Below are 24202 nucleotides of genomic sequence, written 5' to 3'. Positions count from 1 at the left end.
GATGTTCGGTTCGGATATATTTTTTTGTACGAATACCTACTAGGTTCTTAACACGTAAGATGTGTTGTGAACAAAAAGAGGAATGAATGATGGCTATAGAATGTCATGAATCTGAATATCATTCTTGTGAAAAAAGAAATATATATGGGGATAGTTGAGGTTATCCTACAATGGCTTGTTATACAGACGGGATTCTTCATTTTTTACGACGAGTAAGCCCAGGTACTTGCATTGTGTTACAGTATGATGGGCAACGCCCTACCACCACGACATTTCAAGGATTCCAGTACGGTGAAATCATCTTATCTGATTTTGGTGGTTTTCCTATGCTCGCACATCTTGCGATTCAGGCAGTAAATGTGATTGCTCTTGGGTTTCCTGTTTGTAAGCGTCCAAAAATCCACAGAGATTGTGATTGTGTAGATGCGTAAATAAGGTATGTTTGACTGGAAACAGATTTTGTATGTTGTGAAGATCAAAATATATTCCCCCCCAATAGAAAAAAAGCGGGGTATAATGTAACAGGGAAATCTATACGCGTCCTAACGTCTCCTGTATTTTCAGGGGATTTTGTTTTGTAAAATCTTTGTTATTCTCCTCATCGTTATCGTGTATTTCGGATTGAAAGATGAGGGCTGCATTCAACTTTCGTCACTACTAGCCCCCATCGTTATATTCTTCTAGCAATGAGCCTAATAGAATTTCTTTTTGAATGACGAGTTTTAATATATGTTCGATGGCTTGCATATTTCCGCTCTCAATCGTTCCTCGTAATACGTCTGTCAGTGCTTGCTCCATGTTTATAATTGATTGCAATGCGGGACAAGATGACACGGTTACCGAGAAAACTTGTGCGATATAAGTCAACCCCCCTCCTCCGGCAGGGGATGCCACAACGGATGTTGTGGCACTTTTATCGCCTGGACGAACGAAGGGACTCACATCCACCTCTAGTGTATCCCAGAATCCTCTTACTGCATCCATTCCCTCTATACCATCTTGCTCATGAAACGCATCTGTAGAGCGGAGTGTAGCCGTGGGACCTGCGACGACTACGCTGTTACATATCGCCTGATTTCCAGGAGAAGTAGCTTGACTGTCTGCGACGATATAAAAAGTTTTGGCCTCTGGAAATTCCGTTATTTGAAAACCAGAAAAGGTTGTCGAGACGGTATGATTATAGAAAGTAACCCCCCCATCGTGGATGATAACGGTTTTTAACAATAAATTGGGATTGGTAAAGATCAGGATAAGGGAAGCACCTTCCAAAAGTGGAAAAGTTGCTTTTACAAATGGAGAGGAACTGTCGGTATCTCCTGAAGGAAATCCAGTTAATATATTGAGACCATCTGTGACGATTTCTGTCACATCCGCACGAAATACATCCATACTTCCCGCATTCCCACAAGGTGGAGCGATAGAGGAGGCAATGGATTCTCCGGTAATGGGAACACCATTGCATACACCCTGTGCGTTCACAGTCTGGAAATTCAAACGAAGCACAGCCCAATATAGAAAAGCTTTGTAAATCGTAGAACCTTCTGGAATGGACCCTTTCATATTGATTGTTCCGAAACCACGATTCCGCATTCCTATACCTTTTGCCACACAATCTCCTTGTATCGTTTTCTGAAAAAAGGGAGTCAACGGTACCGAAGGTTCCATAATAGACTTCACATCACGATGACAAGCGCTTTTAGAATGTCGCTTTGACATGATACATCTCCTTTGGATTTCACTTGTTGCATAACGGTATTGATTCTTCATGGATAGGAAAATGTGGTTACCCACATTTTATGGAGAGAATTAACATGGGTCATCGAAGGAAGAAAATTCTTCTACTAAAAGTTCCAGGATGATTTCTTTTTTGATAACGAGCTTTAATATTTTTTCAATGGTTTTCGTATTTCCACTTGCTACAGCCGCTTTTAATGCGTCTGCGAGCGCCTGTTCCATATTGGCAACGGCTTGCTTAAAATCATGGTTTGATGTCATACTTTAAGCTCCTTTCTGCATGATGGTAGATGGTACGTGTTATCTTTATAATATTTAGGTTATGCATAGGTATCAAAATGGTTATAGCGGCATCAAAATATTACATAGGGATATCCTGTATGCTCATCAACAGATAGAAAAATAATCGCTTACATTACACGCCTGGAAAATAAAACGACGACCTACTACCATAGATCGTCGCTTGTTGGAAGTTTAGGATGACTTCTGTATTTCATTCGTTTTTTATCAATACCGAAGGTTAGTCAATATCTCGACAGCGTCTTGGACAAGATGCTACAACGGATATTGCATTAATTTGATCAACAGCGATATGGGTAAAGGCTGCACAGTCATCAAAATTATCAAGATCACTTACAATCAGCGTGCAGCCATCAAATGAAACCTCTTGAAAAATAGCATTTACGGGATCTTGAAAACCAAATTGGATACGAATACAAGTTCCTGGACTTAATTTTCGTAGCAACCGAAGAACGCTATTATGTCTACAATGAAAGCGACAACCATCATCAAAATCACAGCGACGGCGACGGCGAAAACCATCATCAAAACGGCACATAGTATGGCCCCCTTTTTTTTCTATCTGTACATCGTATGAAAGAATCTCGTAATTGGTATGGGTATCCGTTGAGTTCGTAAAATAGAAGAGGATGGGGAGCGTTCTACGTCTTTTTTTAAAAACATACATTATGTTGTATGACAAAAAAATGGTATGCAAGGATTGGCAATAAAATAAAGATGTATAGGATGTAGTATGTTTCATGAAATAAAGAAGGGAAATCGAAAACATTATTAGAATATTTTGTATGAGAAATGCATGACCCCTAACTTGTGTGTCATGTTTCTTTTGTTGAAATAGAAGAAATGATGCAAGACAAACCCTTCCGGTTTCTGACAAAAAAATAGGCTTGTTGTAAAGCTTGTAACACGAACTCTTTTGTCATTGTACGATTTTGATTGGTTTTTTTTACTTTGAATTGTTAATTTCATACATGATCATGTACAGGATCATAGTGTTTCGAGTTGGTGGTTGCTTTATATGTTTTTACATCTGATGATTGTAATCCTTATTTTCTCATAATAAACGCTATTACCTCATAAGAGATACGAAGAATGACCAAATATTGATACCTCCATCTCACTCGTAAATGACTTATGAGATAGAGGTATCAATATTTCTGCCGAATACCAAAAGGCAAGGAAGTGTTCGGTAACATGCTATCTACAAATATAAGAATCTCATAAAACTAGATACTCTTGGGTTTGTAGGTACATCCCATCCCTAAAAACCTAACTGAATCATACAAGGAGGCGAGGATATTGAAAGCAGGGCAGTACGGTAGAGAGTATGAAATGATGCAAACTGGAAAACATCATCCACTTCCATTGGAAGGCATGAACCAGTCCGCAGCAACCATAGATAATACGGAACAAGTCCAATCGAGCGTGTCATTTTGTTCAATCGTACAGGTGCCAAATGGCTTTGTGTACGTACCGAACGGTACTCGAAAACTCGCATATAGCCTGTCTGGCTTAGCTACTGTAAAAGAAACCTCTCAGAAAACCATTACAGTAGACAATTGCGGACCGGTGGATGTGACACTGAATCTTTTGAAAGTGGTGGGAAGCATCGCATATATAGTCAATGCACAAGTGCAGGGAGAGTGCGGGGAGAAACAGGGTGCTTCTTCAGGACGTGATAATCAAATTGAGATGAGTCATACGGGGCATATTCCAGTGAATACGGTACTGAAGTTTAGTGTAGCAGATCTTCCAGATTATCAAATAGAAGAAAAAAATGTCATAATTTCAGCATTTGACGTCACGCCGGTGCAAGAGCAAGAAAGTCAGTTTCTTCGATTTACGGGAATGCTAACTTTTCAGAATACTCCGAAGTAGAGTGTACGATAGAAATGGAATGGAGGATTGTCAATGAATCAAAATTGTAATAACAATGGATATGAGATACTGGATAGTGGTAGCATGTCTTGTCAGCAAAGGTATCCACTTACGAATGCCCCAGGTTCTGAACTGCAAAATATGAATTATAAAGATTGGGTGGGAATGTGTACAGATGGGACCTCTGTCTACTTTGGAGCAGGATACAATGCGTCTATAAGTGATGCAGTTATTACGGGTCTCAGTGTCACTTCCTACCTTCTTTCACTTGCTCCGCCTCCCGTAGGACCAATATTGAGTGCAGCTGCGGGAATCCTCAGTACATTATTGGGACTGCTGTGGCCTTCGGGTACTCAATCTACATGGCACGCGTTTATGATCGCGGTTGAGCAACTCGTTAAACAAGAGATTTCAGCATATGCTCGAGGAGTGGCAATTAGAAAATTAGAAGGTTTACAAGAAGCGTTAGAATTGTATACAACGTCAGCTCAAGCCTGGGAGAACGACAAAAAGAATCCACTAGCTCAAGAACGGGTAAGGACTTATTTCCGTGCGGTACTTTTAGATTTTGTAGGGGCTATGCCCGAATTTAAAGTTGCAGGTTATGAAGTTCCAATGTTAGCGATGTATGCACAAGCTGCGGAACTTCACTTGCTTTTATTACGAGATGGCGTTTTATTTGGTGCAGGTTGGGAGTTGCCCAGAGCTGAAATAGACTATCTTTATATATTATTACAGACAAAAATCAAAGAATATACAGATTATTGTGTAAACACATATAACAAAGGATTGGACGAAGCTAAAAAGCAAATAGGGAAACTGAATCCCAAGGATTATAATCAATATCCATATCTAAATCCTTATTCTGGGGGGGGATATAGTGCCGAGTATAAAGATGAAACATATTATTATGAGCAAGTGCTCAATTGGAATGTAATGAATGATTTCCGGAGAGACATGACTATTATCGTATTAGATTTAGTAGCAATATGGCCAACATATGATCCAATGCTATATCCTAATCCTAATGGTACGGCAGCTCAGTTATCACGGGAAGTATATTCTACAGCGTATGGTAAGGTTGGGGAAAAGCATGAAAATTGGGAATTTATTGAGAATCGGTTTGTTCGACCACCTCATCTCGTTACGAGGCTATCCAACCTAGCAATTAGTATGGCGGATCGCCCTAGTCCTCTTGATCCAATCCAATATGTAGGAGTAAAGAACCGACTCTCACATATAGGGTCCTCTACGACGTGGGAAGAAGGTTTTTCTACTAATTATCCCTCTAAGGGCACCCAAAACGTCGCAGGTGATATCGTTGGTGGTCTGATAGCAAAGGTTAGTTCCGTCCCATGTAATTTGCAGTTTTTGAATTTTTCGGGGGGACAATTTCAATCTGTTGGACAGTGTCCGGATCCGAAATTGAATGCCTATTATCCACGGATCTCTACACTTAACGAGAGTATAGGTACTCCTCCTTCAAATGATTCAAAGGCTTCCCATCGTTTATCTTATGTAAATGCGATAGGTGCTAAAGTTATCAACTATCCATCATACAAAGTCAATTTCGCGGGACTGGCATCATGGGGATTTGGCTGGGTGCATAACAGCTTAACACCAGAAAATACAATAGTATCTGATAAAACGACTCAAATTCCAGCGGTGAAAGCATTTCAAATAACTAATAATGCTAGTGTTGTAAGAGGTCCGGGTAGTACTGGTGGCGATCTCATAAGATTGGCGGCGACTACTTCTGGAAATAGACAATTATGGATAAAAGTAAAGCCAACTCTAACCGCATTGAGAAGGAGTTATCAAGTTAGAATTCGGTATGCAGCTGCAGCTAACGCTACACTAACTGTTCAAAAATGTGTGACCAATGTCGCTTGTTGGGAAACTGCAACGAAATCCGTAACAGCTACGTATTCTGGGGCATTAACATATAACGCTTTTAAATATGAGAATATTTTTACAATACCTGCAAATGAGTCTGAGTTTAGCTTAGAGTTCTTGAGCACAAGTGGTGGCCCTATCTACATCGACAAAATCGAATTCATTCCGTTAAATCCGATTGGAGAAGATGTATTTGAGGGTGTCTACCGAATCGTGACAGCTTTAAATAATAGTAGTGTTATAAATTTAAACACGTCGAGTCGAAACTTAGTGATATGGGACAATAACGGTAGTGATGTTCAACAATGGAGGTTCTTATATCATTCAAGTCAACGAGCGGTTCAAATGCATAGCATGTGGAGTAATAATTATGTGATTAGTTGGGATGTCGGTAGCGATATTGCATATGGTGGAGTAAATCAATATCGTCCAGATCAATATTGGATAGTTGAAGATGCAGGAAATGGATATGTGTATTTAAGAAATAAAAGTAATCCGAATAAAGTATTAGATATATTGAATTCAGGGACCGCAAATGCAACGAGGGTTAGAGTAAACGATTTTTACAGTGGTACGAATCAAAAATTTAAACTAGTAAAGTTGAGTTAAAAGTTTGCAACCGCTCTGCATTAAAATATACATTTAACACGTGTTGTCAAACGAAGCTTGTATGAGGGAGGATGTTCAATGAATTACAATGTGACAAAAGCGCGAGAGGCGGTCCATGCCTTGTTTTCGAATCCAACGACCTTACAATTGAACGTCACAGATTATCAGGTGGATCAGGTGGCGAAATTAGTAGAGTGTCTATCTGATCAAATCCATCCAAAAGAAAAAATGTGTTTGCTGGATCAAGTGAAATTGGCAAAGCGTTTGAGTCGAGAACGTAACCTATTAAACTATGGTGATTTTGACTCTTCAGATTGGTCTGGCGTAGATGGATGGAACATAAGTGCTCATGTATACACGATAGCGGATAATCCGATCTTTAAAGATCATTATCTCAATCTGCCAAGTGCAAATCATCCCATATTGAGTGATAAAATATTTCCAACGTATGCGTATCAAAAGATAGAGGAAGCAAAGTTAAAACCATATACCCGCTACATCGTACGAGGATTTGTGGGGAATAGTACAGATTTAGAAATATTCGTCGCGAGATATGATAAAGAAGTGCATAAGAAAATGAATGTACCGAATGATATCATCCCAATCAATCCGTGTACAGGAGAATCTTTATTGCAATCAACTCCGTATCCCGTTATGTCAAGCAATAGGATGCCGCAAGACATGTGGTGTAATCCATGTGAGAATGGATATCAGACTGCAGCCGGGATGATGGTTCAACAGACAAATATGGTGTGTCAAGATCCACATGAATTTAAGTTCCCTATTGATATAGGTGAGCTCGATATGGAGCGAGATCTAGGCATCTGGGTTGGGTTTAAAGTGGGAACGACAGATGGTATGGCAACACTAGATAATATAGAAGTGGTAGAAGTAGGACCGCTAACGGGAGATACCTTAACTCGTATGCAAAAACGAGAGCCAAAATGGAAGAAAAAATGGGTAGAGAAACAAATGAAGGTTGAAAAGGCGGTACAAATCGCACGAGATGCGATGCAGACGTTATTCACAAATTCTAATCAAAATCGTTTGCAAACGGCTATCACATTACAGGATATTTTACGTGCGGAACAATTGGTGCAGAACATTCCATATGTATACAATGCATTCTTACAAGGGGATGTATCAGGAGTACCGGGTGTAGCGTATGCATATGACATGTTTCAACAACTTTCCGACGTCGTTGCGACAGCCCGGTGGTTATATGATCAGCGAAATGTGCTGATTAATGGGGGTTTCACTGCGGGATTGTCAAACTGGAATCGCACAGAAGGTGCAGACGTACAACAGATTGGAGAGGAATCTGTGCTCGTGATTTCAGACTGGAGTGCAACCATTTCGCAACAGGTGTGTGTGGAACCAGAACATAGCTATGTGTTACGTGTAACGGCAAGAAAAGAAGGATCTGGAGAAGGCTATGTGACGATTAGTGATGGTACGGAAGAAAATACAGAAACATTGAAGTTGATAGCTGGTGAAGGGGCGACAAGTCCGGCCGCATCTAATAACCGTTCTACACTTCGCGAACGCTATACTGAGCGTAATATGGTGACCTCTTATACAGAAGCATATGGAACAAATGGGTATGTTAGAAATCAAGATATGTCGAACTATCCATCAGACAATTATGGAAGAAATGCATATCCTGGCGCTACTCCTATGAATGATCAATCAGAGAGTTTTGGATTTACTCCGTACAGTGATGAAAATAGTATGATGAATGATCCATCGAACCATTACGAAATGAATGCATACCCTGGCAATATCAATATGCCAACGAATCAAGGGGCGGTGTGCAAATGCGGTTGCAATAAAAACGCATATCCGAATGAGAATATGACGATGAGCAACTATTCACCAAATCATTATGAACCCAATGTATATCTTAGCAACACAAACATGACCAATCATCAGGGAATGGGCTGTGGATGTGATGATAGCGTCGATGAATATCCGATGGTAGAAGAAAGTACCCTTGACCTTTCTGATTATGTAACGAAAACGGTGGAAATCTTCCCAGAAACGAATCGCGTGTGTATTGAGATTGGAGAGACAGCGGGAACATTTATGATAGAAAGTATAGAATTGATTCGAATGGATTGCGAATGATCCATTAGGTAGCAGGCTCCCTGAAGTAGTAGGGAGCCTGCTTGTTATGATATAAAACGTGAAACAATTTTTATGTGTAGAGAGGAAAATTGCTTCTATGGATGTTTCTTACAATTAACGACGCTCGCATTCTCGTGGAAGATCACATGGAATGGAACCCAGCGTAATTACATTAATCTTATCAACTACCAGATGCGCAAGTCCTGGAAAACAGTCAAAGTCAGATAAAATCACAAGTCCATTTTGAAAACCTTGAAATGTTCCTGTTGTTGGTGGTTGACAGTCGTATTGTATGATAATACATGTACCAGGGCTTAAGCGTCTTAAAAAATGTAGAATGCCATTTGTATAGTAACCTGCACTATAATTTTGATAAATCTCATTCTCGAGTGGTCTTTGCTCACATTGACAATGATTGTGTTCGTTTTTCATTTTATCAGGCCTCCTTATGTTTACAGTGCACTCTATGTCTGTAGAAACAATTGGGTGTATGTACCATAAAAAAAGGTAACTACTCAGCCTCCAAAAGGAGGCTGAGTAGTTACCCTTTTATTCTACATCTATACCAATCGGGCTATCTTCCACTACGATTGTATCCACCACAACATTATCTTTTACCTTGATCACCGATACATTATTTGAACCAAAATTTGCTACATAAACAAATTTTCCATCCGAAGTAATCGTGATCCCTCTTGGCTGAAGGCCAACAGGGATCGTTGTAATTACAATATTTTGTTTTATATCAATGACAGACACAGCATTCGCCCCAAAGTTTGCTACATAAGCAAACTTTCCATCTCGAGTCATAACAATCCCTCTTGGTTGAGGGTTTACAGGTATGGTGTCAACAACCATGCTTTGTTGGACATTTATGACAGACACAGTATTTGAATTACTGTTTGTTACGTAAGCAAATTGTCCGTTTGGTGTGAACATAACTTGTCTTGGCCCATCCCCAACCGCTATTGTACCAATCACCATATTCGTTTTCGTGTTAATTATAGATATATTATCGGTTCCATCATTCGGAACATATAAAAGTTGATCATTTGGTGAAACAGCGCCTAAAATAGGTCCATCCCCAACCGGAATTGTTGCAATTACCAAATTTGTCTTACTATCAATAACTGATACAGTATCTGAACCATTATTCATCACATACACACGTTTTCCGTTCGGACTAATGACAATACCAGCGGGATGATTTCCAACAGGTATGATAGTACTAACACTTTGCTGTTTTACATCTATCACGAATACATTATCTGAATCAAAATTTGCTACATAAGCAAATTTTCCATTTGGAGTAATGGCTACACCATATGGACCTGTACCAACAGATAGATTGTTTATTACAGTATTTGTTTTGGTATCAAATATGGTAACAGTATTTGAACCACTATTTGCAGTAAATCCTAATTTCGCCATCTGACACGCCCCTTATTTCATCTTTCTTTTTTGTTTGAATGATTACATGTTAGTATTGTTACACTCTTGGTTCTATTACAAAGTTAATTTTAAAAATTGAGTGATTCGAATAAAATTATTTTATGTGATTTTATGGAGAAGTTTCTCCACAGATAAGAAATGTTTGCACCAGAACGGATTTGACTATAGACAGGTAAAAATCAGTTTGACAGCTTATCCAAATATGTGTGTAGACAAGTACACCCTTTAAGAGATGTATACATATAATGAAATGATAAAAAATATATTATCTATCTGTTTCTATCAATGGATAAGGATAGAAATTTGATTCTATGAAAATGGAGGGAATGTGTATATGTGCAGACAATGTCATCATGATTCTCATCATAAAAGAATGTCTTCACCCATCTGTCAATTTTTGAAAACATTAACAGCGGGGGATGATGTGGATACACTCATTATTGGTGGACATGATAAAAGTGTAGATGCGTTTGTAAGTTTTGATAGAAAAACTGGAGTTGCGACATTTGTTCGAAATAATGGTACGGTATTTGTCGTAGGTTGTGATCAAATCGATGCAATTCTGATTGATGATTAGTAGAATACAATCAAAATTGGGTAAAAAAGAGACAAGCTTTTTCAAGGATGTAAGAATAGAACCATTCTGACTGAAATCAGTAAGAGAATGGCTACTTTATTACTACTAAGTAGGTAAGTCAAGCACGTTCTGATTTTATGCTTTGTGTTTATTATGATGAAATCATAATATGTATGGGTTACACAAAAGGAATACAGTTTTATCATGTCTTTTGATAGAAAAAAGCTGAGTAGTTACTTTTTTTCTATCAAAAAATGTACACTCATTATGAAAAAAAGACGAAATCTGTTCTATGTCCCTTTTGAAACTATGTATGTGTGGATTCATATGTTATAATGAGAAAAATTTCGTTTCGTTTGACGAAATCCCTAGAAAGTATCGTGGAAATCCCCTAACAAATAAGTTAGGGGATTTTTTTGTGAAGAGGCGCAAAGTTATTTATATATATAATCAATATAGAGCGTTGACAGAATATGAAAAGGAGCGCATATTCTGAGTCAGCAATTTCATAACAATGGGAATAAAATAGAGGAGAGATGCCCCCCCCCTTTTTTTGTAAAGAAGTCACCGTTTCAAAATGTATACGTTTTGAAACGGGGCTTTCTTTACCGCTTTTACACTTCATAATAATAACAAAATGAATTTTGAAACATGTCATGTGCATGGTACAGAATATGATATGAAAATATGATACATTTATCCTATAACATCTCAAATTCTAGCATACAGGTTCAAAGATAGATAGGAGGAATTTATATGAGGAGATTTTTTTATATAAGAGTTAGTAGTAAAGGTCAATCGATAGAAAGACAGTTGGCAGCGGCATCAGAACTTGAAATTAGTGAAGAATATATATGTATAGATAGAGCAAGTGGAAAAGACTTTAAGCGCCCTGAATATCAACTGATGAAACGTATGCTGAGAAAGGGCGATATTTTATATATACAATCATTAGATCGATTAGGTAGAAATAAGCAAATGATTTTAGCTGAATGGCAAGAATTGAGTCAAGAAAAACAAATTGATATCGTTGTCTTAGATATGCCCCTTCTCAACACAATGAGATATAAAGATTTGAATGGAATTGAAAACCTTATTTCAGACTTAATTTTACAATTATTAAGTTATATGGCTGAAGATGAACGAAAAAGAACACGGGAACAGCAAAAAAAAGGAATTGAAGTGGCTATGCAAAAAGGTATTACATTTGGTAGAAAGAAAATTGAAATTGATCATACATTTATATCCGTATATCAAGAATGGAAACAGCACAAGATTACGGCAGTAGAAGCGATGAAACGAGTAGGAATGAAAAATAATACATTTTATAGAAGAGTAAAAGAATACGAAGCTAGTCTGTAATAAACTTTCTTATTCTAGTTTTTCGTGGTTTAGTGGAGATAAGGGTACAGTTTTTAACATTTTAATTTTGAAAGAATGAAACGGTTTGTACGTGAGTTTACTTGTATAATACTGAAAATTAAGACAATTTATATTTTATCATCTGAAAAATCATGCAAAGAATGTTTGTGGTTTGCAAATAGGCCTCACGATACATGCCCATCAACTTAAGACTTTTTACTACCCCCAAGTACAAAAAAACGTTATTCTTTCTTAATAATCTATGAGAAAGGGTGACGTTTTTTATGAATCTCTCGATTCAAGAGGAGTTACAACCATTTGCAGAAGAATTACAGCGCTATATCACACCTGGATTTTTGGAAGAACTATATAGGTCCCACTTATATTTTCGACATACTGAGCATGAATTTGAATAGTTGGAATAACACTTATGTCTTATAGTTTTGAAAAGCTAGTCATGATGATTTTCTAAAGAGGACTTATATAGCAAGAGAGATTAAGTTTATAAAGCGAAAACGCAAGTTTTCAGGATCAGATTTAGCTACCATTTGTATTTGGATTAGCCAACGGGTGGCCAGTGATCCTTTAGTCCGATTATGTAGTAGACTTCATGCAGCTACAGGTACTTTACTCAGCCCAGAGGGCTTAAATAAACGATTTACTGCAAAATCAGTGTTATTTTTAAAGCATGTCTTTTCGTTATTGTTACAACAAAAAATCTGTGAGCAGACTCACATTTCTAACCAACTTTTTGCTCATTTTAAACGCATTCGCATCATGGATGCCACTATGTTTCAAGTACCCCATACTTTGGAACATATATATCCTGGTTCAGGTGGCTGCGCTCAAACAGCTGGGATCAAAATTCAATTAGAATATGATTTACATAGTGGGCAATTTCTTAATTTTCAAGTGGGACCTGGAAAAAATAATGATAAAACATTCGGAACAGAATGTTTAGATACGTTACGGCCAGGCGATTTATGTATTCGTGATTTAGGGTATTTTTCATTAGAGGATTTAGATCAAATGGATCAACGTGGTACGTATTATATTTCGAGGTTAAAGTTAAATACGAACGTATATGTAAAAAATCCAAATCCGGAATATTTTAAAAATGGTTCCATTAAAAAACAATCAGAATACATACAAATCAATGTCATACAGATTTTGAATCAACTCCAACCAGGTGAAACGATAGAATATCAGCAAGCTTATATTGGGGATAAACAGCAGCTATTTTCACGTCTCATTTTTCATCGTTTAACAGAGGCACAATTAAAAAAACGTCTAGAGAAAATTGCAGAAAAAGAAAAGTCAAAACACAAAACCTATTCAGATAAAAGTAAATTAGCAGCGGGATTAAATGTATATGTGACAAATGCACCTTGGGAATGGGTTCCGATGGAACAAGTACATGAATTATATACATTGCGTTGGCAGATAGAAATTGTTTTTAAAACGTGGAAATCATTGTTTGATATTAATCATTGTCGTACCGTCAAACAAGAAAGAATAGAGTGCCATTTATACGGGAAACTCATCGCTATTTTTTTATGTTCTTCTACGATGTTTAAAATGCGCCAACTTGTGTTACAAAAGAAGCAAAAAGAATTAAGTGAATATAAAGCGATTGGAATGATCCAAGATCATCTGTTTCTCCTCTATCAAGCCATAGGGAAAAGCACCCAAGAGATAACAAAGCTTCTGATCCGCCTGTTCCACCTTCTAGAGAAAAACGGGCGGAAATCTCATCGATATGAGAAGAAAACTGTCTTTGATATCATGGGTGTTATCTATGAGTATAGTGGATGTAGCAAGCAAAAGAAAGCTGCATAAGAAAAAAATGAAACCCGTTAGGGTTTATTTCGTGTGCTTATTTTTAATAACTTGTCCCCATTTTGGGAGATTTTAGTTCAATTGAACAAAAGTTAATTTTGTATCCATCCTTAAGTTGATGGGCATGTATGGTGAAGCCATCATGTGAATCCATATGGAATTTTCAAATTAAATATGAATCAAAGAATACCAATTAAATTACAAGTAGCTTAAAAGTTATCATTCTTGTAAAACAGACAGAGTCATAACTTTTAAGTTTTGACTCTGTTTTTGAAATGCTGTAATATCAGTATGTAGACAGGTGTCATAACTTAGGGTCTAAAGTTGAGTGGAAAAAGGAGCAATTTTTATGAAATATGGCTATGCACGCGTCAGTACATTACACCAGGACCTGGGGTCCCAAATTCAAACATTGCAAAATGAAGGCTGCGAAGAAATTTATTCTGAAAAGTTTACTGGAACAAAAACAGATCGTCCAAAGTTTCAGGAAGTATTGTCTATATTAAAAATAGGGGATACGCTTGTTGTGACAAAACTAGATCGTTTTGCACGTTCAACAGTTGATGCGATACATATAATTAGAACGCTATTTGAAAAAGGTGTAAAAGTTCATATACTCAATATGGGATTGGTTGAAGATACCCCAACAGGTAGGCTTGTATTTAATGTAATGAGCGCATTTGCTGAATTCGAAAGAGATATGATTGTAGAACGTACACAAGAAGGAAAAGCAATCGCAAAGCTAAATCCTAATTTTAAAGAAGGGCGACCAAAGAAATATAATAAAAAACAAATAGAACATGCTCTATTTCTTTTACATAATCATTCTTACAAAGAAGTGGAAGAAAAAATGGGGATTTCAAAAAGTACATTAATCAGAGCGAAGAGGAAATTTAAAAAAGAGAATGCCTCAGAAATTACAGTTACATCATAGCATTCATCTCCCTATTTACTTTTACTGGGAAAAGTCCTGCGGACTAGAGCAGCTACCCTGTCACTAAGCCAAAAAGAAGGAATCGTTGTCGTGCCCCTATTAGATTGGTAGAAATTGATGGGAAATTAGATCGGGTGTATCAGAGATAGGGATTTCCAATGTTTATAAAGTTAAAAAACTAATGACCGTATAATGAAAGGGGAAAATACTTATGAAGCAAGAAAAATACAAGGCTATGTTAGATGATGTTGTACAATTTTGTTACCGTAAGAATCCATCAATCATGTTAACAGGTTATGTAGTGAGTGTATTAGAAAACACTGTTATTGTAGATATTTCAAACATGCAACATTCTTTGGATAAAGGTGTTGCTATAAGACAAGTGGTACGTCATGGCAAGTATACAAAGGTTCCTAACGAACAGATGGAACAGGAGGAAGCGCTTTGTACATTTTCGATGTAAATTATACGGTGAATGGCGAAGCGTATCTGAAGTCGTATTTACTTGCTCAACCAGAGGACGGTTTCCTTTTAAAAGAACAGATTCAGACTCTATTGCACTATGAACAACAAGAACCTGTTGAAATTATATCGACAGATTTAGAGGAGCTGTGATGATGAATACATTCGAAAAACAATTAGAAGAAAAAAAGAGGCAATTTAAAAAAGAGAGTGCCACAGAAATTACAGTTACACCATAGTATTTATCTCCATATTTACTTTTAATGGAAAAAGTCCTGCGAACTAGAGCAGCTGCCCTGTCACTAAGCCATGATGTGCTGATTTGTTTTTCTTCTTCCAAATTTGATAAATCAAATTTTCATATTCATGAACCCACCGCATGATGGTTGTAGGATGAACTGATACACCACGTTCTTTCAAGATTTCAGATACAACACGATAACTTAAAGAAAAACGACAGTAATAGCCAACGGCTACTAAAATAATGTCTTTCTTGAACTGTTTCCCTTTAAAATATCTCATTTTGGATGCTCCTCACTCTGTTTTGCAAAAGTTTAGCTTACTTTCAAAAACTTTGCAACAGAACCAAGCGATGCATATGATTAAAAAAGGCAGATTGATTTGCCGGATCAGTCTGCCCAAAATCAGAATATCTTCATCAACCAACTATTTGGATTAACGGCATAAAAAAAGATTCCGGTAAGAATCCTTACTTTTTGTTTAATTTATCATTTTTTTGCACCAGAACCAATAAATGATCCCGTTTCACCTTACCTTGTCCGTTTGAATTGTTTTAAATATTTATACTGCATAGACTTCAATTAACAATATAATTCTATCTCTCTATCAAATTTAAGGTTTCACTTCGAAGTGTACTATTATCTTTAAATATTCCTTTATATGATGAAGTTATAGTCATTGAACCAGGTTTTTTCACACCTCTCATTGTCATACACATATGCTCAGCTTCAATTACTACAATTACACCTTTTGGCTCTAAAGTTTCAAAAATTACATTTGCTAATTCATTGGTTATTCTTTCCTGCAACTGTGGTCTTTTGCATATGGTTTCTAAAGCTCTAGCTAACTTGCTTAACCCAGTTACCTTTCCATTATGAGGAATATAACCTATGTGGGCACTTCCAAAAAAAGGTAACAAATGATGTTCACACATAGAATAGAACGGAATTTCTTTGACTAATACCAATTCTTCATGATTTTCATTAAATATTTTTAACAAGTGTTCAGAGGGTTTTTGACCTAAACCTTGAAAAACTTCCTTATACATTTTTGCTACTCGCTTTGGGGTTTCCAAAATACCTTCCCTATTAATATCTTCTCCAATTGCTTCAAGAATCATTTTTACTGCTACTTCAATTTTGTCAGTATCTATTTCTACACTTTGGATTGTTTTTAAGCTCATATATTATCTCCACCTTATTAATTTATTCATAACATGCTCTTATTTATACGCCTCGTTTATTTCCCCATACTAACGCGTGAAGTTGAGGTAATACTTTTGCATCATTCATTTCTTTACACTGTACAGCTTTTTCAATCAACCGTTCATATTTCTGTAATAAGTTTTTAATAAGCGCTGCATCATCCATCGTTTTCGTATCATCGTTACCAACTTGTAAAAAAAATGGTACATGCGGATATCGCTTGTGTACCTTTACTGCATATTCAAAATCGTAATCTTCAAATACAACTACTTTTAAACTAAAATCTTTTCTTTCTAATTTACGAATAATAGAATCTAGCATTATAAAATCTGTTTTCATCTTTGAACTTGGTGGTTTAGGCGAAATTGTCACTTCTTCAATTTGAAGTAACCATTCTTGCCACTTACTCCCTTGCGTCTCAATCGCTGTACGAATTCCATTCTCTTTTAATACAGTAAGAAGAAACTGAATATTTTTCAGCAAAACAGGATTCCCACCTGAAATTGTAACGTGAGAAAAATTTTCTCCACCAATTTCAACAAGTTCATTCCAAATTTCTTCTGGAGCCATTTGTCTAACTTGTTGTTTTGCTGAGCCATCCCATGTAAAGGCTGAATCGCACCAAGAGCAGCTATAGTCACAACCTGCTGTGCGAATGAACATCGTTTTTTGTCCGATAACCATTCCTTCTCCTTGAATGGTTGGGCCAAATATCTCCAACACAGGAATCTTACTCATCAAGTATCCACTCCCGTCTTACTTCTGCATAACTCGTTGGTGTTTCAAAGAGACGTACGAATTCGACACGAGCTCCTTTATATTCTTCTGCTCGATACCCTTTTGTTAATGCTTCCGCCATCTTTTCATAAATCCAGACAACCATATTTTCCGCAGTCGTATTCATCACTGGTAATGTCTCATTTAAATAGCGATGATCTAAATAAATTTCGATTTCATTTTTCCAAATTTCTTTTATATCTCCAAAGTCAATTGCAATTCCAATATCATTTACATATCCACTAATCCCAAATACAACTTTATATGTATGACCATGTAAATTTTTGCATTTTCCCTCATAACAGTGCAAATGGTGTGCTGCATCAAATGTAAATTCCTTGCTGACCATTACTCTTTTATTATGGTATTTTAATTGCTCAAGCTGAATATCCTTGTCCATTTTTTGCAAATTTTCTACAATGCGAAACCCGAAAAAGTTTTCCATTATTTATTCCCCCCTTTGCGTTCTTGTAGATACGTATCTAACCCTGCTTTACGAAGTTGACATGCTGGACATTCACCGCAACCATCACCTATGATTCCGTTATAACATGTTAATGTTTTTTCTCTAATAAACTCGAATGCGCCAAGTTCATCAGATAATTTCCATGTGTCTGCTTTATCGATCCACATAAGTGGTGTATGAATGACAAATGGATAATCCATAGATAAATTTAATGTAACATTTAACGATTTCACAAACACGTCACGGCAATCTGGATAACCACTAAAATCAGTTTCACATACACCCGTTACAATATGACGAGCTCCAACTTGTTTTGCTAATACAGCAGCAAATGATAAGAATAGTAAATTCCGCCCATCTACAAATGTCGATGGTAATTCACCTTCTTCGTGTGTAATCTCCATATCTATTCTTGTTAACGCACTTGGAGCTAGCTGATTTAGTAGGCTCATATCTATTACTGTATGTTTAATGCCAAGCTCGTTCGCAATTTCCGCTGCACAATCAATTTCTAACTTATGACGTTGTTTGTAGTTAAATGTTACAGCTTCCACCTCCGCAAACTGTTGCATTGCCCAAAATAAACATGTTGTGCTATCTTGTCCACCACTAAAAACAACTATTGCTTTATCATTAGAGTACATTTTATTCTCCCCTTAACTACTTGCACTGTTATAATATCTTAAGGCAAACTTCCAAAAATAAATTGAAATAATAAAAAATCCAATAGAATAACCTATTAACATGAATACATCGTTTAGTTCTAATCGATTAATTAAAGCATAAGTTGGAATATTACTAACAATAACAATAGGAAAAATAAATAAAAAAACAAATCGACTTATTCCTTTATATAAGGAAGATGGGTATCTAAGTAATGTCATAGTACCAAGAAATAACTCATGCATACCTTCAACTTTGGTTAACCATATAGATAAAGTCATTAAAATAAACCACATAGAATACGAGAGTATAATCCCTAAAAACAATAGACCCAAGAAAGAAAATCCATTTACAATACTAACACTCTCTCCCTTTTGTAATAATGCATAACTAATTAACAGTATGGCTGGTAAACAGTTCCCTAAATTCCCTAAATCAAGCTTTCTTAATGAAACTAGAAATTGACTATTAATAGGTTTAAACAATATCTGATCTAAACTCCCTTGGTTAACTAAACTCGGTATATACGGTAGATTATTAATAAAAAGAGTAAACATCAAAGATTTTATCAACTCACTTGTTCCAATTAACAAATAAATATCATTTGTATTCCAACCATTAATATTACCAAAACTATCAAATATACTATTAAAGAATACTAATGTAACAATGAACCAAACAACGCTATCTACTATATTTAAAAAAAAGTTAACTCTATACATCATAATATTACTTAAATTAATTTTAAGAATTGCTTTTAACATTTTTAAATATCTAATCATATTTATGCACCAACAGATTCATATTTATTTAACCCCTTCTTCCAAAGTACTCTAATAAGGACATAGAAAGCTAAAGACCATATCACTTGTGAAATTAATCCATTTACAATTTCAGCGCTACTTAAATTTCCTAAATATACATTTACCGGAAAGTGAATTAAGTATGAAAAAGGTAAAAACTGAGTTATTGTATTTAACGGAGCTGGTAAAAATTCAAGTGGAATAAGCGATCCAGATAATAATTCTAATACTATATCTACAGTAAAGAAAAAGGATGATATCTCTACAAAGTAAAATGAGAAGAGTGATATCAAATAATAAATCATATAATATAGTATTAATGCTCCTACTATTGAAAGAATGAACAGGAAAGTATATTTTAAGGTTGGCAAAAGGAAATAATCCCTGTTCAAGAATATTATCGGTATTATCGGTATCACTGACATCACTAAATGAATAATTTTGTTACCTAAATTATGACTAAACCAATATCCAAAATATGAAAATGGTTTTATAAGATATTTTGATAATTCACCGGATTGTATTTCATCATTTATCGACCAGTGCATTTCAGGAATTAGCAAAAGTTCAATTAACTTAGCAATTATTACATAAGTAATCATCATTTCAAGAGTATAACCTTGAATATTGCTTTGTGTTTCAAAGAGAGAATGCCACAATAGTATTAAAGCCACAAGCGGTATTAAACCAAAAATCATATATAATACAACATTCATGCGATACTGAAAAACCGCTTGAAATGAAAGCATCATTGGTTTTAAATACTTCTTCATACTGTTATTTTCACTCCAGTCGATTCCATTGAATAAATATCTTCAATGAGGTCTTGTGATGACATTTCAGTCAAATTGTAGTCAATAACATTGAATTCTTTTAATATGCTAGATATGGTCTCGTTCACTAACTTTTCTTGCACTTTTATTGTTACACTAAATTTATCCGACTCTTTAACTTCTCCATATTTCTTAAGATCTTGAGAATCTATTTCATTTTCAAAGCTAAGATATATATATTTATAACTCTTAATTTCTTCTTTTATTTTTTTGAAATTGTTATTAAAAACAACTTCTCCATTCTTCAATATTATTAATTCTTCACATAACTCATATATATCTGGGAAATAATGACTGGTTATTACAACTGTTGTATTTCTTTCTTTGCAATATTTTTTGAGAAAATTCCTAATATTCTTCTGAGCGAGAAAATCCAATCCAATAGTCGGTTCATCTAAAAATAATATCTTAGGTGAGTGTAAGATTGATGCGATTAACTCACATTTCATTCTCTCTCCTAACGATAGATTCCTTACTGGCGATTTAAGAATTTCTAATACCCCAAGATTTTTAGCTAATTCATCTACATTCTTTTTAAACTCTGTATCAGACAGTTCATATATTTCTTTATGTAATAAAAATGTTTCGTAAGGGGAAAGATCCCACCATAGCTGATTTTTTTGTCCTAAAACAACACCAATAGACTTTAAAAAAGCTTTCTTCTTATCGTGTGGGTTAAATCCATTTACCAAGATTGTCCCCGAAGTAGGTTTAATTAACCCAACCATGGCTTTCATTAAGGTAGACTTACCAGCACCATTCGCGCCAATAAGCCCTATTATTTTACCTTCTTTTACTTTAAATGACACATCACTTAAAGCAGTAACCTTGACTTTTTCTCTTTTAAATAAACTTTTGAAAGAGTTTATTAATCCTTCTTCAATTTTTACTCTTTCAAAAGTTTTTGATACATTTTCAATTTCAATGATATTCATCTTCTCTCTCCTTTTTACTACTTACTTACCACTCTAAAAACTTCTGCAAATTGCACTCCTGCCTGCATACCCCTATAGGAATTTAGCCCCAAAACTCCATCAACCAAATTTAATGTTTTAAGTTGGGATTCATATTTTTTAATTGATGCTTTTTTCAGTTCAATAAACCTGGTAATATCTTTTACAACCTGATAGTTTTTCATGGGAGTCCATACTTCATACTGTAAACACATCGGAGCACAATTCTCTTTTAAGAACCCTGATTGACACAGAAATATTGCTTCTGATACAACTTCATTTACTATTCGATGATCTCTATCACTTTCCATATCATGGGGGAAATATATAAAATTAGGCTTATATTTTGAGATTTCATAAATAATTTCTTCTACAAAATCTAAAGAATACACAAGTGATCTGTCTGGTTTCTTTAAAAATTTAACATTTTCTTTTTCTATCCCTAATGTATTACAAGCATTTATACACTCGTTCTCTCTATTTAAAATAATTTCATTTAAATTCCCTCCCCCCCCAGATAAATCTCCTTTTGTAATTATTATTACTTTTACATGTTCACCCTTACTAATAGCTTGAGCAATTGTTCCACCACAGCCAATGACTTCATCGTCATGGTGTGGCGCTATAACTAAATGTTTTTTTACAATATCCTTCACTCAGCATCACCTTTATTGAACAGGTAAATTATTTACCTATTATTTAAATTATTTACTCTGGAGTAAACTAACTGGATACATTTTATTTCCACTAGAAAAATATACTTTTTTAAGAGCGTCTATTTACATTGTATATCATTAAAAATTCACCCTTGCTGCCTACACTCGTACACCATAAATTCACTATTCCTTCCAAAAGGATTTTTATTGTAATCACCATAAAAATTTTTTATATTGAATCCTTCTATTTCTAAGAGATACTGCATTTCGGATGGTAAAGTATATTTTGCAAGAAATCTAAATTTTTTTTCACTTAAAAAATTATCTGCTATGTCATAAACCTCAAAATAACAAGTGGTTTCAACTATTTGCTTATAATGATCTGCTTTTACGACATCCCATGATTTAATTTTATATTTTTTAAAATTCTCTCCTTTAATAGGACTATTTCCTCCATCACTCACTCTCTTAGAATAAGGAAGAATAGTTGGAGGTGTAATAATATCGAAAACAAAAATCCCGCCTTCTTTTAATAGTAATTTAATGTTCCTAAGAGCTAATTTTTGTTGTGACGATGTAAGCAAATATTCAAATACACCACCAGACATAAATATAAAATCAAATTTTCTTTCAGACTTAAAATCTGTAGCAGAAGAAACCTTAAATTCTATTTTATCCTTAATATTTGGCATCTCCTCTAACTTCTTACTGGCTTTTTCAATCATTCCTGCTGATATATCAACACTAGTTACATTCGCGCCTTTTTCAGCAAGAATAAAAGATAATCTACCAGTACCGCACCCCAAATCTAACACTTCATCATTTGGTTTTACCAAACCACTGTAAAAATCAAAAATACCATCAGGTTCTGGGATGATAATGTCATATAATTCAGAAATTTCATCGTATTGTTGCTGCATTGTTTTCCTCCTTAATTCATTTCTTTTTTATATCCCCTATAAAAGGCAAGCTGCCAAAATATGAGATAGAAAGCAGTTAAATAACCGTATTTTTTTTTGATATACTTATATGAGTTAATAATGGACTTCATTTTATTTTTAGGTTCATAATAACCATCTTTTTTGTGTATAACCCCACGTGCATGACCTACACCATAATTAAATGAACTTTTCAAATCTTGCTTAATGCTTAACTCTGGATGAATAATTCTTGCTTTATCATCATATAAAATCTTAAGATTTGCAGATTTAACTCTAATATCAAAATCATAATCCTCTGTCCAAGATAAATTCTCATCAAAATAATATCCATTTACCTTCGCTAAGATTGCTTTATTAAATGCCAATGGAGGTGAATATGCATTTTTTTTGCAAGTATGTATATGTCTTGCGCGTGCAATGATTTTTCCAATTTTACTGTTAAAGGAAAACATTACCCTTCCTTTAGCCAAAGGTCCTGCATCTAATAATTTGAATAACTTATTGATGGTACCTGGCATAAAAACACAATCTGAATCCATAATTAACACATTATCTTTACTAGAAATTTCAATTCCATAATTATAAGCTTTTGCTAAATTAGGTGTAGGTAATTCCCCAATTAATGCATTGCTAGAATAAGCGATTTTTTTTACTTCTTCTGTTGCACCATTTAAGACAACGACAACCTCTACATTTTCATCAATACTTTTTAAACACTTTTCCAATCTAACATCATTATAAGCTGGTATTACTATTGATAGATTCAACATATCTACTCACCTTATTTAAACAATTATCCATACTACTCAAAACTTCATCTAAACAATAAAATTCCCCTGAATCCTTTAACTCGACTAATTTATCTTTATTATTTCTATATGTTTCTATATCTGGGGTTAAAAGAAAAGTAATTCCTAGATCCATACAAATATCTTTAATTACAGGAGCCATTGAATATTTTTTTACCGGTATACCATATTGTACTACTACATCGTATGAATTTGATTCTAGGTAGCTCCTAATTCTTTGTATCAATTTATCCCTATATTCTTTCATTAATTCTTCATAAATTACTGGATCCTCAATGTCATCCATCCAATCGTACGCACAAAAAGTAGGATTCATTTGGTATTCATATGGTATAATTCCCGCATTTGATAGAATAATTGGATGAACCATTGGGTATTTATTTGTAACTTCTCTAATTTTTTTACCAATATATGAAAAATCATATGGTTTAGCCCAAGAACAAGCTTGTAAAAAAGCAATTCTTTTCCCTTGAGGCTTTTCGTAATATTCCCCACAAAAATATTTCTGCCATGTATTGAACTCTTCGTGATGAATATACTTTGAGCAAGCTCCTCGTTTAAAAACTGTTTCCTCTTTTATTAAATCTAATAGTATATATTCTGGGTAGTTAGGATAACCTTTTTTATTAAGTACCGAATCCTTTACCCTTTCATCCTGTAGATTAGAATAATTTCTATTTCTCAAA

General features: G+C 35.1%; 25 protein-coding genes and 3 pseudogenes. 11 read left to right on the top strand and 17 right to left on the bottom strand.

Translation table 11 applies throughout. The annotated features are described in order from the left end of the window. Positions 1 to 170: 170 nt before the first annotated feature. A complete protein-coding gene (locus ACP6L7_RS10120) occupies positions 171 to 431 on the top strand; it encodes a hypothetical protein (RefSeq protein ID WP_430529169.1) in 261 nt (86 codons plus the stop codon). 226 nt (positions 432 to 657) lie between these two features. Here ACP6L7_RS10120 and ACP6L7_RS10115 read toward each other — a convergent pair whose 3' ends face one another. From ACP6L7_RS10115 to ACP6L7_RS10105, 3 genes are all read right to left on the bottom strand, one after another. After that, complete coding sequence (locus ACP6L7_RS10115) at positions 658 to 1716, bottom strand: hypothetical protein (RefSeq protein ID WP_430529168.1); 1059 nt, start codon at positions 1714 to 1716, stop codon at positions 658 to 660. A 90-nt stretch (positions 1717 to 1806) separates the two neighbouring features. Beyond that, the gene (locus ACP6L7_RS10110) at positions 1807 to 1995 is read right to left on the bottom strand and encodes a hypothetical protein (protein WP_430529167.1); all 189 of its coding nucleotides are present in this window, start codon (positions 1993 to 1995) and stop codon (positions 1807 to 1809) included. Between the two features lie 259 nt (positions 1996 to 2254). After that, a complete protein-coding gene (locus tag ACP6L7_RS10105) occupies positions 2255 to 2572 on the bottom strand; it encodes a hypothetical protein (protein WP_430529166.1) in 318 nt (105 codons plus the stop codon). A gap of 761 nt (positions 2573 to 3333) precedes the next feature. Between ACP6L7_RS10105 and ACP6L7_RS10100 the strand changes: the two genes are divergently transcribed. The 3 genes from ACP6L7_RS10100 to ACP6L7_RS10090 all read left to right on the top strand — a co-directional run bounded on the left by ACP6L7_RS10100 (position 3334) and on the right by ACP6L7_RS10090 (position 8544). Continuing rightward, positions 3334 to 3912, top strand: a complete 579-nt coding sequence (locus tag ACP6L7_RS10100) for a hypothetical protein (protein ID WP_430529165.1) — start codon at positions 3334 to 3336, stop codon at positions 3910 to 3912. A gap of 33 nt (positions 3913 to 3945) precedes the next feature. Further along, positions 3946 to 6417 (top strand): insecticidal delta-endotoxin Cry8Ea1 family protein, encoded by a 2472-nt coding sequence (locus ACP6L7_RS10095; protein WP_430529164.1) that lies wholly within the window; start codon positions 3946 to 3948, stop codon positions 6415 to 6417. Between the two features lie 78 nt (positions 6418 to 6495). Next, complete coding sequence (locus ACP6L7_RS10090) at positions 6496 to 8544, top strand: hypothetical protein (protein ID WP_430529163.1); 2049 nt, start codon at positions 6496 to 6498, stop codon at positions 8542 to 8544. A 114-nt stretch (positions 8545 to 8658) separates the two neighbouring features. On the opposite strand, the gene ACP6L7_RS10085 is transcribed toward ACP6L7_RS10090, so the two are convergent. Continuing rightward, on the bottom strand, positions 8659 to 8976 hold the full coding sequence (locus ACP6L7_RS10085; protein ID WP_430529162.1) for a hypothetical protein: 318 nt from the start codon (positions 8974 to 8976) through the stop codon (positions 8659 to 8661). Positions 8977 to 9093: 117 nt separating this feature from the next. Next, a complete protein-coding gene (locus ACP6L7_RS10080; RefSeq protein ID WP_430529161.1) occupies positions 9094 to 9975 on the bottom strand; it encodes a beta-propeller fold lactonase family protein in 882 nt (293 codons plus the stop codon). A 355-nt stretch (positions 9976 to 10330) separates the two neighbouring features. Here ACP6L7_RS10080 and ACP6L7_RS10075 point away from each other — a divergent pair, with 355 nt between their 5' ends. The 6 genes and pseudogenes from ACP6L7_RS10075 (at position 10331) to ACP6L7_RS10050 (ending at position 15323) form a co-directional block, all read left to right on the top strand. Beyond that, positions 10331 to 10573, top strand: coding sequence for a hypothetical protein (locus ACP6L7_RS10075; RefSeq protein ID WP_430529160.1), 243 nt, complete (start codon positions 10331 to 10333; stop codon positions 10571 to 10573). Positions 10574 to 11329: 756 nt separating this feature from the next. After that, positions 11330 to 11935, top strand: coding sequence for a recombinase family protein (locus ACP6L7_RS10070; protein ID WP_430529159.1), 606 nt, complete (start codon positions 11330 to 11332; stop codon positions 11933 to 11935). 284 nt (positions 11936 to 12219) lie between these two features. Further along, positions 12220 to 13774 (top strand): annotated as a pseudogene (locus ACP6L7_RS10065) (IS4 family transposase). Between the two features lie 349 nt (positions 13775 to 14123). Next, complete coding sequence (locus tag ACP6L7_RS10060) at positions 14124 to 14708, top strand: recombinase family protein (protein ID WP_430529158.1); 585 nt, start codon at positions 14124 to 14126, stop codon at positions 14706 to 14708. 211 nt (positions 14709 to 14919) lie between these two features. Next, positions 14920 to 15171 carry a DUF2187 family protein gene (locus tag ACP6L7_RS10055; RefSeq protein ID WP_430529157.1) on the top strand — a complete coding sequence of 84 codons (252 nt, stop codon included), beginning with the start codon at positions 14920 to 14922 and terminating at the stop codon, positions 15169 to 15171. Beyond that, the gene (locus tag ACP6L7_RS10050) at positions 15153 to 15323 is read left to right on the top strand and encodes a hypothetical protein (protein WP_176546311.1); all 171 of its coding nucleotides are present in this window, start codon (positions 15153 to 15155) and stop codon (positions 15321 to 15323) included. The genes ACP6L7_RS10055 and ACP6L7_RS10050 overlap by 19 nt, the downstream gene beginning before the upstream one ends. Positions 15324 to 15479: 156 nt before the next feature. On the opposite strand, the pseudogene ACP6L7_RS10045 reads toward ACP6L7_RS10050, so the two are convergent. Continuing rightward, positions 15480 to 15692 (bottom strand): annotated as a pseudogene (locus tag ACP6L7_RS10045) (IS6 family transposase); the annotation flags it as partial. A 64-nt stretch (positions 15693 to 15756) separates the two neighbouring features. Here ACP6L7_RS10045 and ACP6L7_RS10040 point away from each other — a divergent pair. Further along, a pseudogene (locus ACP6L7_RS10040) lies at positions 15757 to 15857 on the top strand (IS6 family transposase); the annotation flags it as partial. Positions 15858 to 16005: 148 nt separating this feature from the next. Here the strand turns inward: ACP6L7_RS10040 and folE are convergent. The 11 genes from folE to ACP6L7_RS09985 all read right to left on the bottom strand — a co-directional run bounded on the left by folE (position 16006) and on the right by ACP6L7_RS09985 (position 24201). After that, entirely contained in the window at positions 16006 to 16593 is a 588-nt protein-coding gene (gene folE / locus ACP6L7_RS10035; protein ID WP_430529156.1) for a GTP cyclohydrolase I FolE, read from the bottom strand. Between the two features lie 43 nt (positions 16594 to 16636). Then, positions 16637 to 17353, bottom strand: a complete 717-nt coding sequence (gene queE / locus ACP6L7_RS10030; RefSeq protein WP_430529155.1) for a 7-carboxy-7-deazaguanine synthase QueE — start codon at positions 17351 to 17353, stop codon at positions 16637 to 16639. Continuing rightward, the gene (gene queD / locus ACP6L7_RS10025) at positions 17346 to 17837 is read right to left on the bottom strand and encodes a 6-carboxytetrahydropterin synthase QueD (RefSeq protein WP_016513434.1); all 492 of its coding nucleotides are present in this window, start codon (positions 17835 to 17837) and stop codon (positions 17346 to 17348) included. Before queD ends, queE begins: the two co-directional genes overlap by 8 nt. Next, positions 17837 to 18502, bottom strand: coding sequence for a 7-cyano-7-deazaguanine synthase QueC (gene queC, locus ACP6L7_RS10020; RefSeq protein WP_326266072.1), 666 nt, complete (start codon positions 18500 to 18502; stop codon positions 17837 to 17839). The genes queD and queC overlap by 1 nt, the downstream gene beginning before the upstream one ends. A 12-nt stretch (positions 18503 to 18514) precedes the next feature. Beyond that, on the bottom strand, positions 18515 to 19303 hold the full coding sequence (locus tag ACP6L7_RS10015) for an ABC transporter permease (protein ID WP_000621954.1): 789 nt from the start codon (positions 19301 to 19303) through the stop codon (positions 18515 to 18517). A 2-nt stretch (positions 19304 to 19305) separates the two neighbouring features. Further along, complete coding sequence (locus ACP6L7_RS10010) at positions 19306 to 20097, bottom strand: ABC transporter permease (protein ID WP_430529154.1); 792 nt, start codon at positions 20095 to 20097, stop codon at positions 19306 to 19308. Continuing rightward, complete coding sequence (locus ACP6L7_RS10005; protein ID WP_326266073.1) at positions 20094 to 21092, bottom strand: ABC transporter ATP-binding protein; 999 nt, start codon at positions 21090 to 21092, stop codon at positions 20094 to 20096. Before ACP6L7_RS10005 ends, ACP6L7_RS10010 begins: the two co-directional genes overlap by 4 nt. A gap of 17 nt (positions 21093 to 21109) precedes the next feature. Continuing rightward, positions 21110 to 21766, bottom strand: coding sequence for a PIG-L deacetylase family protein (locus ACP6L7_RS10000; RefSeq protein WP_289670053.1), 657 nt, complete (start codon positions 21764 to 21766; stop codon positions 21110 to 21112). Positions 21767 to 21912: 146 nt separating this feature from the next. Then, positions 21913 to 22686 carry a class I SAM-dependent methyltransferase gene (locus tag ACP6L7_RS09995; protein ID WP_430529153.1) on the bottom strand — a complete coding sequence of 258 codons (774 nt, stop codon included), beginning with the start codon at positions 22684 to 22686 and terminating at the stop codon, positions 21913 to 21915. 11 nt (positions 22687 to 22697) lie between these two features. Then, positions 22698 to 23477, bottom strand: coding sequence for a glycosyltransferase family 2 protein (locus ACP6L7_RS09990; protein ID WP_430529152.1), 780 nt, complete (start codon positions 23475 to 23477; stop codon positions 22698 to 22700). Continuing rightward, positions 23443 to 24201, bottom strand: a complete 759-nt coding sequence (locus ACP6L7_RS09985) for a DUF5591 domain-containing protein (protein WP_430529151.1) — start codon at positions 24199 to 24201, stop codon at positions 23443 to 23445. The genes ACP6L7_RS09990 and ACP6L7_RS09985 overlap by 35 nt, the downstream gene beginning before the upstream one ends. Between the last annotated feature and the right edge of the window lies 1 nt (position 24202).

Origin of the sequence: Bacillus silvicola, assembly GCF_050524305.1 — a bacterium.
Lineage (GTDB): Bacteria > Bacillota > Bacilli > Bacillales > Bacillaceae_G > Bacillus_A > Bacillus_A cereus_AT.
The sequence above is the reverse complement of the archived record's forward strand: the minus strand, read 5'-3'. Positions and strand labels throughout refer to the sequence as shown.

What these genes read in the sequence shown, in the direction of transcription:
- ACP6L7_RS10120 (WP_430529169.1), top strand. Translation starts at nt 171, where the DNA reads ATGGCTTGTTATACAGACGGGATTCTTCATTTTTTACGACGAGTAAGC.
- ACP6L7_RS10115 (WP_430529168.1), bottom strand. Translation starts at nt 1,716, where the DNA reads ATGTCAAAGCGACATTCTAAAAGCGCTTGTCATCGTGATGTGAAGTCT.
- ACP6L7_RS10110 (WP_430529167.1), bottom strand. Translation starts at nt 1,995, where the DNA reads ATGACATCAAACCATGATTTTAAGCAAGCCGTTGCCAATATGGAACAG.
- ACP6L7_RS10105 (WP_430529166.1), bottom strand. Translation starts at nt 2,572, where the DNA reads ATGTGCCGTTTTGATGATGGTTTTCGCCGTCGCCGTCGCTGTGATTTT.
- ACP6L7_RS10095 (WP_430529164.1), top strand. Translation starts at nt 3,946, where the DNA reads ATGAATCAAAATTGTAATAACAATGGATATGAGATACTGGATAGTGGT.
- ACP6L7_RS10090 (WP_430529163.1), top strand. Translation starts at nt 6,496, where the DNA reads ATGAATTACAATGTGACAAAAGCGCGAGAGGCGGTCCATGCCTTGTTT.
- ACP6L7_RS10085 (WP_430529162.1), bottom strand. Translation starts at nt 8,976, where the DNA reads ATGAAAAACGAACACAATCATTGTCAATGTGAGCAAAGACCACTCGAG.
- ACP6L7_RS10080 (WP_430529161.1), bottom strand. Translation starts at nt 9,975, where the DNA reads ATGGCGAAATTAGGATTTACTGCAAATAGTGGTTCAAATACTGTTACC.
- ACP6L7_RS10075 (WP_430529160.1), top strand. Translation starts at nt 10,331, where the DNA reads ATGTGCAGACAATGTCATCATGATTCTCATCATAAAAGAATGTCTTCA.
- ACP6L7_RS10070 (WP_430529159.1), top strand. Translation starts at nt 11,330, where the DNA reads ATGAGGAGATTTTTTTATATAAGAGTTAGTAGTAAAGGTCAATCGATA.
- ACP6L7_RS10060 (WP_430529158.1), top strand. Translation starts at nt 14,124, where the DNA reads ATGAAATATGGCTATGCACGCGTCAGTACATTACACCAGGACCTGGGG.
- ACP6L7_RS10055 (WP_430529157.1), top strand. Translation starts at nt 14,920, where the DNA reads ATGAAGCAAGAAAAATACAAGGCTATGTTAGATGATGTTGTACAATTT.
- folE (WP_430529156.1), bottom strand. Translation starts at nt 16,593, where the DNA reads ATGAGCTTAAAAACAATCCAAAGTGTAGAAATAGATACTGACAAAATT.
- queE (WP_430529155.1), bottom strand. Translation starts at nt 17,353, where the DNA reads ATGAGTAAGATTCCTGTGTTGGAGATATTTGGCCCAACCATTCAAGGA.
- queD (WP_016513434.1), bottom strand. Translation starts at nt 17,837, where the DNA reads ATGGAAAACTTTTTCGGGTTTCGCATTGTAGAAAATTTGCAAAAAATG.
- queC (WP_326266072.1), bottom strand. Translation starts at nt 18,502, where the DNA reads ATGTACTCTAATGATAAAGCAATAGTTGTTTTTAGTGGTGGACAAGAT.
- ACP6L7_RS10015 (WP_000621954.1), bottom strand. Translation starts at nt 19,303, where the DNA reads ATGATTAGATATTTAAAAATGTTAAAAGCAATTCTTAAAATTAATTTA.
- ACP6L7_RS10010 (WP_430529154.1), bottom strand. Translation starts at nt 20,097, where the DNA reads ATGAAGAAGTATTTAAAACCAATGATGCTTTCATTTCAAGCGGTTTTT.
- ACP6L7_RS10005 (WP_326266073.1), bottom strand. Translation starts at nt 21,092, where the DNA reads ATGAATATCATTGAAATTGAAAATGTATCAAAAACTTTTGAAAGAGTA.
- ACP6L7_RS09995 (WP_430529153.1), bottom strand. Translation starts at nt 22,686, where the DNA reads ATGCAGCAACAATACGATGAAATTTCTGAATTATATGACATTATCATC.
- ACP6L7_RS09990 (WP_430529152.1), bottom strand. Translation starts at nt 23,477, where the DNA reads ATGTTGAATCTATCAATAGTAATACCAGCTTATAATGATGTTAGATTG.